General features: G+C 65.2%; 12 protein-coding genes. 5 read left to right on the top strand and 7 right to left on the bottom strand.

All coding sequences use genetic code 11. From position 1 onward, the window contains the following. Window positions 1-4: 4 nt before the first annotated feature. Window positions 5-1,591, bottom strand: coding sequence for a gamma-glutamyltransferase (gene ggt / locus IVA93_RS28685; protein ID WP_247789279.1), 1,587 nt, complete (start codon window positions 1,589-1,591; stop codon window positions 5-7). Between the two features lie 184 nt (window positions 1,592-1,775). On the opposite strand from ggt, the gene trhO reads away from it, so the two are divergent. Further along, window positions 1,776-2,558, top strand: coding sequence for an oxygen-dependent tRNA uridine(34) hydroxylase TrhO (trhO, locus tag IVA93_RS28690; RefSeq protein WP_018455015.1), 783 nt, complete (start codon window positions 1,776-1,778; stop codon window positions 2,556-2,558). After that, entirely contained in the window at window positions 2,548-2,766 is a 219-nt protein-coding gene (locus IVA93_RS28695; RefSeq protein ID WP_007606917.1) for a SlyX family protein, read from the top strand. Before trhO ends, IVA93_RS28695 begins: the two co-directional genes overlap by 11 nt. A gap of 6 nt (window positions 2,767-2,772) precedes the next feature. On the opposite strand, the gene IVA93_RS28700 is transcribed toward IVA93_RS28695, so the two are convergent. Both IVA93_RS28700 and IVA93_RS28705 read right to left on the bottom strand, forming a co-directional pair. After that, complete coding sequence (locus IVA93_RS28700) at window positions 2,773-4,677, bottom strand: sensor domain-containing diguanylate cyclase (protein WP_018455016.1); 1,905 nt, start codon at window positions 4,675-4,677, stop codon at window positions 2,773-2,775. Window positions 4,678-4,848: 171 nt separating this feature from the next. Further along, the gene (locus tag IVA93_RS28705; protein ID WP_007595236.1) at window positions 4,849-5,064 is read right to left on the bottom strand and encodes a hypothetical protein; all 216 of its coding nucleotides are present in this window, start codon (window positions 5,062-5,064) and stop codon (window positions 4,849-4,851) included. A 110-nt stretch (window positions 5,065-5,174) separates the two neighbouring features. Between IVA93_RS28705 and hemE the strand changes: the two genes are divergently transcribed. Next, window positions 5,175-6,209 carry a uroporphyrinogen decarboxylase gene (gene hemE, locus IVA93_RS28710; RefSeq protein ID WP_018455017.1) on the top strand — a complete coding sequence of 345 codons (1,035 nt, stop codon included), beginning with the start codon at window positions 5,175-5,177 and terminating at the stop codon, window positions 6,207-6,209. 203 nt (window positions 6,210-6,412) lie between these two features. Here the strand turns inward: hemE and hemC are convergent, their stop codons facing one another. The 3 genes from hemC to IVA93_RS28725 are packed head-to-tail and all read right to left on the bottom strand — an operon-like array spanning window position 6,413 to window position 9,686. After that, entirely contained in the window at window positions 6,413-7,393 is a 981-nt protein-coding gene (hemC, locus tag IVA93_RS28715; protein ID WP_018455018.1) for a hydroxymethylbilane synthase, read from the bottom strand. Between the two features lie 25 nt (window positions 7,394-7,418). Further along, entirely contained in the window at window positions 7,419-9,044 is a 1,626-nt protein-coding gene (locus IVA93_RS28720; protein ID WP_018455019.1) for a GMC family oxidoreductase, read from the bottom strand. 51 nt (window positions 9,045-9,095) lie between these two features. After that, window positions 9,096-9,686, bottom strand: coding sequence for a TetR/AcrR family transcriptional regulator (locus IVA93_RS28725; protein ID WP_018455020.1), 591 nt, complete (start codon window positions 9,684-9,686; stop codon window positions 9,096-9,098). Between the two features lie 100 nt (window positions 9,687-9,786). Between IVA93_RS28725 and IVA93_RS28730 the strand changes: the two genes are divergently transcribed. Together IVA93_RS28730 and IVA93_RS28735 are read left to right on the top strand one after the other, a co-directional pair. After that, complete coding sequence (locus IVA93_RS28730; protein ID WP_018455021.1) at window positions 9,787-10,152, top strand: nuclear transport factor 2 family protein; 366 nt, start codon at window positions 9,787-9,789, stop codon at window positions 10,150-10,152. Window positions 10,153-10,496: 344 nt separating this feature from the next. Continuing rightward, the gene (locus tag IVA93_RS28735; protein ID WP_247789280.1) at window positions 10,497-12,458 is read left to right on the top strand and encodes a putative bifunctional diguanylate cyclase/phosphodiesterase; all 1,962 of its coding nucleotides are present in this window, start codon (window positions 10,497-10,499) and stop codon (window positions 12,456-12,458) included. Between the two features lie 145 nt (window positions 12,459-12,603). Here IVA93_RS28735 and IVA93_RS28740 read toward each other — a convergent pair whose 3' ends face one another. Beyond that, window positions 12,604-13,584 (bottom strand): PDR/VanB family oxidoreductase, encoded by a 981-nt coding sequence (locus IVA93_RS28740; RefSeq protein ID WP_085349959.1) that lies wholly within the window; start codon window positions 13,582-13,584, stop codon window positions 12,604-12,606. Window positions 13,585-13,589 lie beyond the last annotated feature (5 nt).

A 13,589-nucleotide genomic window follows, 5' to 3' on the forward strand; every position in this document is an offset into this window, starting at 1 on the left:
GTGGTCAGTATCCAAGCGCGCAACCGTCTTTGCGCGGATCGGAACCGCCGGTGAGCGTGCCCTTGTCCCAGTCGATCCAGATCGCCTGCGCGCCGCCGAGCGGACCGACGACGCTGGTGGTCTTGTGGCCGAGCTTCTTCAGGCCTTCGACAATGGCGGCCGGCACGCTGTCCTCGAGCTGGTACTGACCTTCATAATGCAGGCCGCGCGGCATATCGATCGCCTCCTGCACGTCGCAGCCATAATCGAGAATGTTGGTCACCACATGGGTCTGGCCAACCGGCTGATATTGTCCGCCCATCACCGCGAACGGCATCACGGAACGGCCGCCCTTGGTGAGCAGGCTTGGCATGATCGTGTGCAGTGGACGCTTGTCGCCGGCGATGCAATTCGGGTGGCCGGGCTGGATGCGGAAGCCGCCGGCGCGGTTCTGGAGCAAAATGCCGGTCTTGTTCGAGACGATCGCCGAGCCGAAGGAATGCGCAACCGAGTTGATGAAGGAGCAGACGTTGCGGTCCTTGTCCACGACGGTGATGTAGATGGTCGACGGGTTCATCGGCGGCGCGACGTTCGGCAGGTCGAGCATGCCGTCCATGCGGATCTTGTCGATGTGCTCGTTGCAGTATTCCTTGGCGAGGATCCTGGCGACCTCGATCTGCATATGCTCGGGATCGGCGACATGCAGCTCGCGATGCATGTAGGCGATGCGCGCGGCCTCGGCTTCGAGGTGGAAGCGCTCGATGCTGAGCGGCGCGTATTTCGTCAGGTCGAAACGCGACAGGATGTTCAGCATCAGCAGCATGGTGAGGCCGGGTCCGTTCGGCGGGCACTGCCAGACGTCATAGCCCTTGTACATGGTCCCGATCGGCGTCGTCGTCTCAGTGGTGTGCGCGGCGAAATCGTCGAGCGTGTGCAGGCCGCCGATCCCGCGCAGGGTCTCCACCATGTCTTCCGCGATCGGGCCCTTGTAGAAGGCGTCGCGGCCGTCCTTGGCGATCGCCCGCAGCGTCTTGCCGAGCTCGGCCTGGCGGATGACGTCGCCGGCCACCGGCGGCTTGCCGTGCGGCAGCAGATACCGCTCCGTGTTGGTGCCGGCCTTCAGCTTCTCGAACTGGTTCTTCCAGTCGAAGGCGATGCGGGGGGCGACGACGTAGCCTTCCTCGGCCGCCTTGATCGCGGGCTGAAGCAGCCGGTCGAAGCCGAACTTGCCGTGATCGCGCAAGACGGTTGCAAAGGCGTCGATCACGCCGGGGATCGAGACCGCATGCGCCGAGGTCAGCGGCACGGAGTTGATCTTGCGCTCGAGATACCAATCGGCGTTCGCCGCCTTCGGGGCGCGGCCGGAGCCGTTATAGGCGATGATCTTGCCCCCGCCGCGCGGCTGGATCAGCGCAAAGCAGTCGCCGCCGATGCCGGTCGATTGCGGCTCGATCACGCCGAGAATGGCCGAACCCGCGACGGCCGCGTCCACCGCCGTGCCGCCCTCGCGCAGCACCTCGATCGCGGCAAGCGACGCCTGCGGATGCGAGGTCGCCACCATCGCGTTGGTGGCGTGGACCGTGGACCTGCCGGGGAAATGGAAGTTTCTCATCGAATTCTGCTCTCATTGGGCGTCTGGTGCGGATGGCGCGCCATCTCGGAAAAACCGGGCCTACATGACACATTCCGGCCGGCCGGGGCAATGCTGGCATGCCAGGGAAATGGCTGCCATCCGCCGGGAATAGAGCTGCTCGATGCGGGTTTTCCGGGCGAGCCCCGCCTGCTAAACGGGCGCCATGATTTACAAGGTCGCCGCCTTCTACCAATTCGCCGCGCTGCCCGATTACCGCGAGCTGCGCGAGCCACTGCGCGCGTTCTGCGCCGGCCTGGAGCTAAAGGGCAGCGTGCTGCTCGCGCAGGAGGGCATCAACGGCACGGTCGCGGGCGCGGGCGAGGCCATCGACGCGCTCACCCAAGAGCTCGCTCACGGCGACATGTTCGGCGGCAGGTTGAACAATCTCGAATTGAAGTTCTCGACCGCCGAGACGATGCCATTCGGCCGGCTCAAGGTGCGGTTGAAGAAGGAGATCGTCACGCTCGGCGACGAAAGCGCCGACCCGACGCGGCAGGTCGGCACCTATGTCGATGCGGCCGAATGGAACGCGCTCATCGAAGCGCCGGATACGCTGGTGCTCGACACCAGGAACGCCTTCGAGGTGGCGATGGGGACGTTCGAGGGCGCGCTCGACCCCGGCATCAGGAGCTTTGGCCAGTTCAAAGATTTTGCGGCCGAGCAGCTCGATCCCGCCAGACACCGCAGAATCGCGATGTTCTGCACCGGCGGCATCCGCTGCGAGAAGGCGAGCGCACACCTGCTCGCGCGCGGCTTTGCCGAGGTCTATCACCTCAAGGGCGGCATTCTCAAATATCTGGAAGAGGTGCCGGAGGCTCAGAGTCGCTGGCGCGGCGAATGCTTCGTGTTCGATGAGCGTGTCGCGCTCGGCCACGGTTTGCAACAACTTGGTTTGCAAGAATTTGGATTGCGCGAACGGGACAAGGACGCGGCACGTGACGAATGAGATCAAGACGCTCGGCGAGCGCATCGACACGCTGGAGACCCGCCTCGCCTATCAGGACGACGCGATTGAGACGCTGAACCAGACCATCACCGCGCAGTGGAAGCAGATCGACGCGCTGACGCGGAGAATCGCAGAGCTCGGCGAGCGGCTGCAGGAGGCCGAGGCGAATGCGCCGGGAGCCGCCAATGAGCGTCCGCCGCATTATTGAGCGGGCTTACTGACCGGACGCCTTGAGAAGAAGGTTACTCACCTCGCCCGACATCATCAGCCGGTTGCGCCCGGCCTCCTTGGCGGCATAGAGCGCCTGGTCGGCGGCCTCGACCAGCGAGGTGACGCCGGCCGTGCGCTCCAGCGCCGGCCGGCACGCAGCACCGCCGAGCGAAGCGGTGACGCAGCCAGCCACATGGTTGCTGGTGTGGACCAGGCCCGCATCACGGATCGCCCGTCGAATCCGGTCGCCGATCAGGGCGCAGCCCGCAGCGTCGGTGTTCGGCAACAACATGGCGAACTCCTCGCCGCCGTAACGCGCCGCAAGATCGCCGGAACGCTGCGCCTCAGCAGCGATGATCTGGGCCACCTGCCGGAGGCAGGCATCGCCCGCGGGATGGCCGTAGTCGTCGTTGTAAGACTTGAAGTGGTCGACGTCGATCATCAGCAAAGAGAGGCTGGAGCGCTCGCGATAGGCACGCGCCCACTCCTCCTTCAATCGTTCATCGAAGCGGCGGCGATTGGCAAGCCCGGTGAGGCTGTCTTCGATCGCGAGCGTTTCGAGCCGGGTCTCGAGCTTCTTCTGCTCGGTGATGTCGCGCGAGATCGCGACCACGCCGTCGACGCGGCCATTCTCCTTGCGGGTCACCCGCATGGTCGATTCGAGCCAGACTTCCGAGTTCTGCCGGTGCACATTGCGATAGGTGACCCGCGCCTCCTCCGCATCGCCGCGCTTCATGGCGTCGACGAGGGCCTGGACCTGCGGCCGGTCGTCCGGGTGAATGCCGGCCAGCGCGAGGGTACCGATCAGTTGATTGGCGCGCCAGCCAACGACGCCGATCGATGACGGCGAGACATAGCGCAGCCGCTCGTCGAGCCCGATACGGGTCACCATGTCACTGGAGCCTTCGGCAAGCAGCCGGAAATGCGCTTCCTTCTCGACCAGCGCGGCCGCCATACTCTGGCCCCGTTGCAGCTGCCGCACCAACACCGCACCGATGATCGCGATCAGCATGACCAGCGCGAGCACGTAGAGCATGCGGGAGATCGCCGCAGCACGCCAGGGCGCCAGCAATTCGGCCTTGTCGACGGTGGCGAGCAGGACCAGCGGATAACGGCCGGAGCGCTTGAAGAAGCTGACCCGGTCGGCACCGTCGAGCGGCGACTTGAAATGGTAGGCGCCGCCCGGCCGCTGCAAGGCGGTATCGCGGAACAGCGGCGTATCGGCAACGCTGCGACCGACGAACCTGTCGTTGCTGGGGTTACGCGCGATGATCAGGCCGTCGCCGTGCGTCAGCGCCACCGAGCTGTTGCGGCCGATCTCGAACTGTTCGTAGAAATGCGAGAGATATCCCGAGCTGATGGTCGCGAGCACCACGCCGCCGAAGCTGCCGTCCAGCTTGTTGAAACGGCGCGACAGGGTGACGACCCACTCGCCGTCGAGCAGGCTCTTCACGGGGCGGCCGACATGGGGTTCCCGTTTCGGCGAGAGCTGGTGATAGCGGAAGAACGCGTCGTCATTGAGCGTCGAGCCGATCGTGCCGGGCGAGGTCAACCAGTTGCCGCGCTCGTCGATGATGGCGAGGCTATGGATGCGCTCTATCGCCTTCTTTCGCGCCTCCAGCAGGTTTCGGAGCTTGGCGATCGTGGCCGGCTCACTGCCGTCCATCTCCAGCCGGCTGACGACGCCGACGACGCCTGAATCCAGGAGATCGAGGCTGTCCTCGGCATGTTGCGTCAGCGAGCGCGCAACGTTCGCCATTTCTGCCTCGGCGCCCTTGAGCACCGCGTCGCGGGCCGCCCATTCCCGCCAGCCGCTGACGCCGAGGATGGCCACGCAGGTCAGCGCGACGAACGCAGCCGCCCGCAGCGGCAGGCGGCTCCATCCGGCTCTTTGGGTCACAGCACTCATGCAGCAGAATTCTCCGATGCCCGGAAACTCTGCTGCTTCTGTTATTGAACTCTGAAACACCGGGAGAAATATGCAGTGATGTCCCCGGCTTTCCGTAGTCGTACGGACGCCGGAATCAGCGCATCGCTAACAAGGCATTAGCAAACCTATCGGAATCCGGCGCTCTCCGCCTTAGCTGAAGATCGCCTTAACCTTGTCCCAGAGCGAGGGATTGTCGGCCTCCGCATCGGCCTTCGAGGGCGTCGGCTGGGCGGCGCTCACGGGGTCGGACGCCGGGAAGGTATCTTTCAGACCGGCGTCGAGCTTGGCGTGGCGGTCGGCGGCGAGCGCTTCGTGCAGATCGTCGGCGTGCTTGTCATGCGGCGCGGGGTTGAATGTCTCAGCCATGGTCTCGTCCTCCGTTGGCTGGTCAACGCGGCCCAATTGCGCTTGGTTCCCCTGTTCCGCTTCGGGCCGTGGCGGTGTATCAGGAGCCCTAACCATCTTCAGGACCGTTCGTGCCCCAGTCTGCGACCAAACCATTCATCGACGTCCTCTCCGGCCCGCGGCAGGTCGTTCCGCCGATCTGGATGATGCGGCAGGCCGGCCGTTACTTGCCCGAATATCGCGAGGTGCGCGCCAAGGCCGGCGGCTTTCTCGATCTCTGCTTCAACCCGGAGCTTACCGCCGAGGTGACGCTGCAACCGATCCGGAGGTTCGGCTTCGATGCGGCGATCATCTTCTCCGACATCCTGGTGATCCCCTATGCGCTCGGACGTTCCGTGCGCTTCGAGGTCGGCGAGGGTCCGCGGCTCGAACCGCTGGATGATCCCGCCAAGGTCGCAACACTGGCGAAGCACGCCGATTTCGGCAAGCTCGCGCCGGTGTTCGAGGCCCTCAAGATCGTGCGCAGCGCGCTCGATCCCAAGATCGCGCTGATCGGCTTCTGCGGCGCTCCGTGGACGGTGGCGACCTACATGGTCGCCGGCCAGGGTACGCCCGACCAGGCCCCGGCGCGGATGATGGCCTACCGGCATCCGGAGGCGTTCGCCGAGATCATCGACGTGCTGGTCGAGAACTCGATCGAATATCTGCTGGCGCAGCTTGCGGCCGGCGCCAGCGCCTTGCAGATCTTCGACACCTGGGCCGGCGTGCTGCCACCCTCCGAGTTCGCGCGATGGTCGATCGAGCCGACCCGGCGCATCGTCGAAGGCGTGCGCGCCAAGGTGCCGGACGCCAAGATCATCGGCTTTCCGCGCGGTGCCGGTGCGCAACTGCCCGGGTTCGTCGAGGCGACCGGCGTCAACGCCGTCAGCATCGACTGGACCGCGGAGCCGGCCTTCATCCGCGAGCGCGTGCAGAGCAAGGTTGCGGTTCAGGGCAATCTCGATCCGCTGGTGCTGATCACAGGCGGCGCCGCGCTCGACCGCGCGATCGACGATACGCTGGCGAATTTCGCGCAAGGGCGGTTCATCTTCAATCTCGGCCACGGCATCCAGCCGGAGACGCCGATCGCCCATGTCGAGCAGATGCTGAAGCGGGTTCGGGGCTGATTTATTTTGCGCCTGGGGAGCGGAAAAACAAAAAAACGCGAAAACAACTCCATGCACAGTAGAGAGGCCACGCCCGATCAATGACTTAGGGCGGACTGAAATCAGGTGCGCCGTCATCGCATCAGAGCGCGCCAACATTTGACCCGTCGGGCAAAACAGGCGCATGATGCCATCATCCCACCGACCCCCGCCTCGCGGCAGACTTAGCGCGGCCGGCTGCGCTCGATGATCTCCGCGGCGCCCTTGGCCAGCAGATCCAGTCCCACCGCACGGCCGAGTTCGCGTGGGCGATTGGCGGGGCCCGAACGCAAGGCTTCGATGATGGTGTTGCCGGAGAGATCGAGCACGGACGCGGTGAGCGACATCTGATCACCCGCAATGGTCGAAAAGCCCGCCACCGGCGAATTGCAATGGCCGTTCAGCACCCACAGCACCTCGCGCTCTGCATCGGCGCAGGCGTGGGCAGCGGGATCGTCGATCGATGCGAGGACGCGACGCGTCTGCCAGTCCTGCGCGGCGCATTCGACGGCGACGATGCCCTGCCCCGCTGCCGGCAGCATCTCGGCTGCGGTAAACTCGTAGGCGATGCGCTGTGAAAGGCCGACGCGGTCGAGGCCGGACCGCGCCATGATGAGCGCATCCGCAGGCCCCACCGCGCCGCCATCCGGCAGGCGCTGCTTCTCGCCATTGTCGAGTTTTCGCACGCGCGTGTCCGCGGCGCCGCGGAAGTGGATGATCTCCACGTCCGGAAACAACCGCCGCGCATAGGCGGCGCGGCGGACGGCGTTGGTGCCGATCTTGAAACCCTTGCCACGAGATTGGCGCAACGCCTCCAGCGTCACGCCGTCACGCAGCACCAGCGCGTCGTTGGGAGGATCGCGCGAGAGCGTGGCGCCGATCACGAGGCCGGGCGTGTCTTCGTTGCCGGGCATGTCCTTCAGCGAATGCATCGCCGCGTGGAGTTCGCCCGACAGCACCGCGGCGCGGATCTGCGCCACGAAGGCACCGCCCTTGCCGCCATGGGGCAACAGCTTACTGGTCTGGTCGAGATCGCCCGTGGTGTCGAACTTGACGATCTCGACGTCGAGATCGGGCATGGCGGCGGTCAGGCGGCGCGCGATCTCTTCCGTCTGTGCCAGCGCCATCGCGCTCTTGCGTGTGCCGATCTTGAATCGCGTAGCCAAGCCCAAATCCTCTCAAGACGCGAGTTTACCGCGCATCCTCCAATATCATGTCGGAGGCCTTTTCGGCGATCATGATGATCGGCGCGTTGGTGTTCCCCGACACGAGATCGGGCATGATCGAACCGTCGACGATTCGGAGGTCTTCGAGGCCCCTCACCTTCAGCCGCTGATCGACCACCGCGAGCGCATCATTGCCCATACGACAGGTCGAGGTTGGATGGTAGATGGTGCTGCCCCGCTCACGGCAATAGTCCAGCAGCTCGGCATCCGTGGACACCTTCGCTCCGGGATCGTACTCGTCGACCACGAACGGCTTCAGCGCCGGTGCATGCAATATCTTGCGCAGGATCTTCAGGCCTTCCACGTTGGTGGTGCGGTCGGTCTCGGTCGACATGTAGTTGATGCGGATCTCCGGCGGCACTGTCGGGTCGGCGCTCTTGATGCGCAAGGACCCGCGGCTTTCGGGACGGAGCTGGCACACCGACGCCGTGAAGCCGGAGAAATCGTGCAGCTTCTCGCCCATCTTGTCGGTCGAGAACGGCAGGAAGTGGACCTGGATGTCGGGCGAGGCCAGCCGCGGACTGGTCTTGAAGAACGCGCCCGCCGTGCCGGCCGCGATCGTCAGCCAGCCTTTGCGGAACAGCGCATAGCGCGCGCCAGCCATGGTGCGGCGGAGCGGATGATTGACGGTGTCGTTCAGCGTGATCTTCTGCGAGCAGCGCATCACGATGCGGACCTGCATGTGGTCCTGGAGATCGTGCCCGACGCCCGGCGCGTCCAGCACGACGTCGATGCCGTGCTTGCGCAGGAGGTCGGCGGGTCCGACGCCGGAGAGCTGGAGCAGCTGCGGCGAGTTGTAGGCGCCGCTCGACAGCACGACCTCCTTGCGCGCACGGGCGCGGCGCAATGTGGCGCCCTGACGGTATTCAACGCCGATCGCGCGGCGGCCCTCGAACAGCACGCGCTGGCCAAGCGCGCCAGTTTCGATCTTGAGATTGCGACGGGCCTTGGCGGGGCCGAGATAGGCCACCGCCGTCGAGGCGCGGCGGCCGTTGCGCGTCGTGGTCTGGAACAGGCCGACGCCTTCCTGGGTGGCGCCGTTGAAATCAGGATTGTAGGGCAGACCGGTCTCGACCGCGGCATCGATGAAGGCCTTCGACAGCGGGTCGGTCACCACCATGTTGGAGACCGGCAGCGGGCCGCCGCTGCCGTGGTATTGATCGGCGCCGCGCGACTGGTTCTCGGCCTTCTTGAAATAGGGCAGCACGTCGTCATAGCCCCAGCCGGCGTTGCCGCGCTGACGCCATCTGTCGTAATCCTCGTGCTGACCGCGGACATAGAGCAGGCCGTTGATCGAGCTCGATCCGCCCAGCGTCTTGCCGCGCGGCTGGAACACCTGACGGCCCTTCAGCTCAGGCTCCGGTTCGGTCTGGTACATCCAGTTGACGGTCTTTTCCTTGAACAGCTTGCCGTAGCCGAGCGGCACGTGGATCCAGATGTTGGAATCCTTCGGGCCTGCCTCGAGCAGCAGCACGCTGTGCTTGCCGTTGGCCGACAGCCGGTTGGCGAGCACACAGCCGGCAGAGCCGGCACCGACGATGATGTAGTCGAATTCAGGGTCGGAGGGTGTCAGGGAGGAAGTTGCGTTCATGCGCTACTGTTCTTTTTGTTGACGGGCGTTTCCAATCATCACTTAGCACGATCATGCAGCCACGCGCAGCGCCTCGACCAGCGACCTGAACGCACGGGCATATTCCGCACCCGCCCTTGCGATATCGGCGCGTCCGGCGCAGGCGACGGCGGCCTCCGTTACCGCGCCGAGCAGCAGCCGGGCCAGCGGCTCGACCGGCTGCCGCGCGATCAGGCCGGCCTCCATCGCCGCCGCAATCGCGCGCGGCAGCTTGCCGCCGAAATGTTTGGCGTCGATCTCGCGCCAGCGCTCCCAGCCGAGCACGGCCGGGCCGTCGCGCAGGATGATCTGGCCGGTCGGGCCCTTCGCGGTCGCGGCGAAATAATGCTGGGTGCCGGCGACCATCGCGGCAAGCACGTCCTTCTCGGCACGGGCCGTGCTGTCGATTTCGGCGACGAGGTCGCGCGAGACCTCATTGAACACCGCTTCGAACACCGCCTCCTTGGTCTTGAAGTGATGATACACCGCGCCCTTGGCGACGTGGGCGGCTTCGGCGATCTCGTCCATCGTCGTCGCGACAAAGCCTTGCGTCCCGAACAGGCGGCGCGCCGCCGTCAGGATCGCCTCCGATGTCGCAGCCCGCCGCTCCGCCTGTTTCGCCATGGGTCTGCTGTAGTCGAAATGGACGAGGACAGCCAGTTGACTTTTCGACCGTCGGTCGGTATTTACCGACCAACAGTCGGTTTTATTCGTGAGGTGCACCATGCCGAGCCGTGATGTCGTCGAAGCTTTTGCCAAACGATTGGAGGACGGGGATTTCGTCGGGGCGATCCTCGACTACTACACGCCGGACGCCGCCACCTATGAAAACCAGGGCGATCCCGTGGTCGGACGCGACAAGCTCGCCGCCAAGGAGCGCGGCGTGCTGGCAGCCTTCAAGGAGGTCAAGGCGGTGCGCATTGGGCCGAGCCTGATCGAAGGGGATCATGTCGCGACGCGCTGGAGATTCAGCTTCACCAATGCCGAAGGCATCATCCGAACGTTGGATGAGATCGCATGGCAGACCTGGCGGGGCGATCAGTTGATCGAAGAGCGGTTCTATTACGATCCGAAGCAGTTGGGGCGGTGATGCCTGAAGCACAACTGTCATCGCCCGGCTTGACCGGGCGATCCAGTACTCCGAGACAGGCGTGATTGATCCGATAGGCCGCGGCGTACTGGATGCCCCGCCCCAGTGCGCAAGTGCGCACAAGGCGAGGCATGACAGCGGAATTGGTAGCGAACATAGCCTCCCGTCACAGCCGTAACGCGAGGCGCCGCATTTGTATCGATTTGTTATCGATACAATATCGCGAACACGCAGAAGTGGTCAGAGCAATCGTCGCAAGTTTGGATAATTCATAGTTCGTCAAAGGTTTGCAGCGAATTCTCCTGACCGGGCCGGACAAGCGGCCCATGCTGCTAGGCTCTGGAATGCGGACTCAAACGACCAGCTATTTCGCGCGGCTGTTCGCCGGCGATCTGTCGGCCTTTGGCGGTCCCGTAACCGACGAAGCCGTCGCCGGCCATATCCGCGCCGAACAGATGTCGCTGGTGCTCGGCTATTCGGTCGGCATCATGCTGGCCAATGCCTGCAACGCCGGGGTACTCGTCGTCGCGCTGTGGCATTCGCCGGACTTGAAGCTGGCCTTGATCTGGGCCGCCATCGTGGCGGGCGCCGCGATCGCGTTCGGCCTGCAATCCCATGCCGCGCGCCGCATCACCAAACCGCAATTCGTCTCGCGCCGGGCCATGCATCGGCTGGTGCGCAATGCTTTCATCCTCGGCGCCGCCTGGGGCACCGTTCCGGTCGCATTCTTCGTCAATGCCTCAACGGGCGGGCAGCTCGTCATCACCTGCCTTTGCTCGGGGATGCTGGCGGGGGGCGCGCTGGCCTTCGCCACCATCCCGATCGCCGCGATCGCATTCACGGCCCCGATCTTCGCTGGCATCGCGATCTGCCTCGGCAGGAATGGCGATCCGGCGTTTCTGCTGATCGCTTTCCTGGTGGTCGTCTACGGATCAGTGCTGCTGCGCAGCGTGTTCGTCAATTCGATCGCGTTCGCACGGCGCGTGATGCGGCAGATCGAGGCCGAGCGTACGGTGCGGCAGGACTCGCTGACCCATCTGCCCAATCGCGTCGCGTTCAACGAAACGCTCGATGCAGCCTTGAAGCGGCTCGCTCTGTCCGGCGAGGAATTCGCGGTGCTTCTGTTCGATCTCGATCGTTTCAAGGAGGTCAACGACAAGTTCGGCCATCCCGCCGGCGACGAATTTCTGGTCCAGATCGCGAGCCGCCTGCAACGCTGCACCCGCGCGGCCGAGCATGTCGCACGCATCGGCGGCGACGAGTTCGCGCTGGTGATGGCCAATCGGGCGCGGCCGGAGGATGCGCTCGAGATCGCCGAGCGCTTCGTCGCGGCCTTCGACGAACCGTTCCAGATCGAGGGTCGCCAGATCGTCGGCGCGACCAGCGTCGGCATCGTGCTGGCGCCGCGCGACGGCAGCACGCAACTCGACATCATGAAGAACGCCGACACCGCGCTCTACCGCGCCAAGAAGGCCGGACCCGGCACGGTGTGTTTCTTCGAGGAAGCCGACGACCGCTCGTCACGCGACCGCAAGGCGCTGCAATCGGATCTGGAAGGCGCCGTCGCCAGGAACGAGCTGTTCCTGGTGTTCCAGCCGTTCCTCGACCTCGACGGCAACCGCATCACCGGCTTCGAGGCACTGCTGCGCTGGCAGCATCCCCAGCGCGGACTGGTGCCGCCGAGCGAATTCATACCGATCGCCGAGCAAACCGGCTTGATCCACGAGATCGGCGAATGGGTCGTCCGCCGCGCCTGCGCGACGGTTGCCGAGTGGCCCGAAGAGATCAGGGTCGCCGTAAATTTCTCGGCCGCGCAGTTTCACAACAACGGCCTCCTCCAGATCATCGTGCAGGCGCTCGCGGACGCGAAGATCGCCCCGCACCGGCTCGAGATCGAGATCACGGAATCGATGCTGCTGTCGAAATACGCCTCGGCCGCGTCGGTCCTGAACGCGCTGCTGGAGCTCGGCGTCACCGTGGCGCTCGACGATTTCGGCACCGGCTTCTCCTCGCTGACTTACCTGCGCAAGCTGCCGTTCAGCCGCATCAAGATCGACCAGTCCTTCATCCGCGACATGCTGGTGCAGCCCGACTGCGCCGCGATCGTGAAATCGGTGATTGGGCTCGCGCGCGACCTGCGCATCGGCGTGGTCGCCGAAGGCGTCGAGACCGCCGACCAGCTCGAATATCTGCGCCAGATCGGTTGCGACGAGGTGCAGGGTTATCTCATCAGCCGGCCGGTGTCGGCGGATGGCGTTCTGGCGCTGCTTGATCCGAAGAAGTTGCGGGCGACCTACGCGGCGTAGCCACCAAAGCATTCACGGCGTCACGGCCGGGCCTGTCCATCCACACCTACGACATCGCACGAAGAACGTGGATGCCCGGGCCTTCGCCTCGCCGAAGCGGCTCCGACCGCGCAGGCGGGACAAGCCCGGGCATGACGACCTCACCTCAGACCGGATCCGCCCGCAGCAGCGTGTCCACCGTGATGGTGCCCCGCGCGCGGGAAACGCAGGCGCAGATCTTCTGGTTGCTTTGCTTCTGATGGTCGCTGAAGAAGACGTCGCGATGGTCGATCTCGCCGTCGATCGCGACCACGTCGATGGCGCAGAGGCCGCATTCGCCCCGCTTGCAATCGTACATCACGTCGTGGCCGCTGGCGTTGAGCACGTCCAGCATCGAGCGCTCGCGCGGGATCTCCAGCTCGACATCGGAGCCCTTCAGGCGCACGCGAAATGTCTCAGTCGGCAGCGTGCCGCTGGAGCCGAAAGTCTCGTAGCGGAGATCGGGAAGCGGATGGCCGGCGCCGATCCAGGCGTGGCGCGCGGCATCCAGCATGCGCATCGGGCCGCAGAACAGCGCCAGCGTGTCTTTGGGCACCGAGGCGAACAGGGCGTCGAGATCGAGCCGCTTGCCCTCATCGCTGGCGTGAACGACCAGGCGATCACCCAGCGTTGCGGCGAGATCGTCGAGATAGGCGGCCTCGGTGCGCGAGCGCACCGCGTAATGCAGCGTGACATCGGTGCCGCGCCGGGCCAGCGCCTGCGCGGCACCGAGGATCGGGGTGATGCCGATGCCGCCGGCGATCAGGCAGTAGTTTTGGCGTGCCCAATCGACGGCGAGCAGCGAGGCGGGCGTCGTGATGTCGAGCCGCGCGCCCGGCCGTAACGACCACATATAGCGCGAGCCGCCACGCGAGTCCTCGGCGCGGCGCACGGCGATCCTTAGACCCTGGGACGAGGCTTCCCCGACCAGCGAATAGGACCGCGTCTCGGGCTGCCCGTCGATGGTAACGCTGATATTGATGTGGCTGCCGACCGGATAGGCCGTGCCGTCGAACTGGTCGGGCCGGATCAGGAATTCGCGGATGCCGGGTGCGAGATCGCGCATCGAGACGAGCGTCGCCGGAATCCAGGTTTCGATGAAGCGCATGGTGA

This window comes from Bradyrhizobium sp. 155 (genome assembly GCF_023101105.1).
Lineage (GTDB): Bacteria > Pseudomonadota > Alphaproteobacteria > Rhizobiales > Xanthobacteraceae > Bradyrhizobium > Bradyrhizobium canariense_D.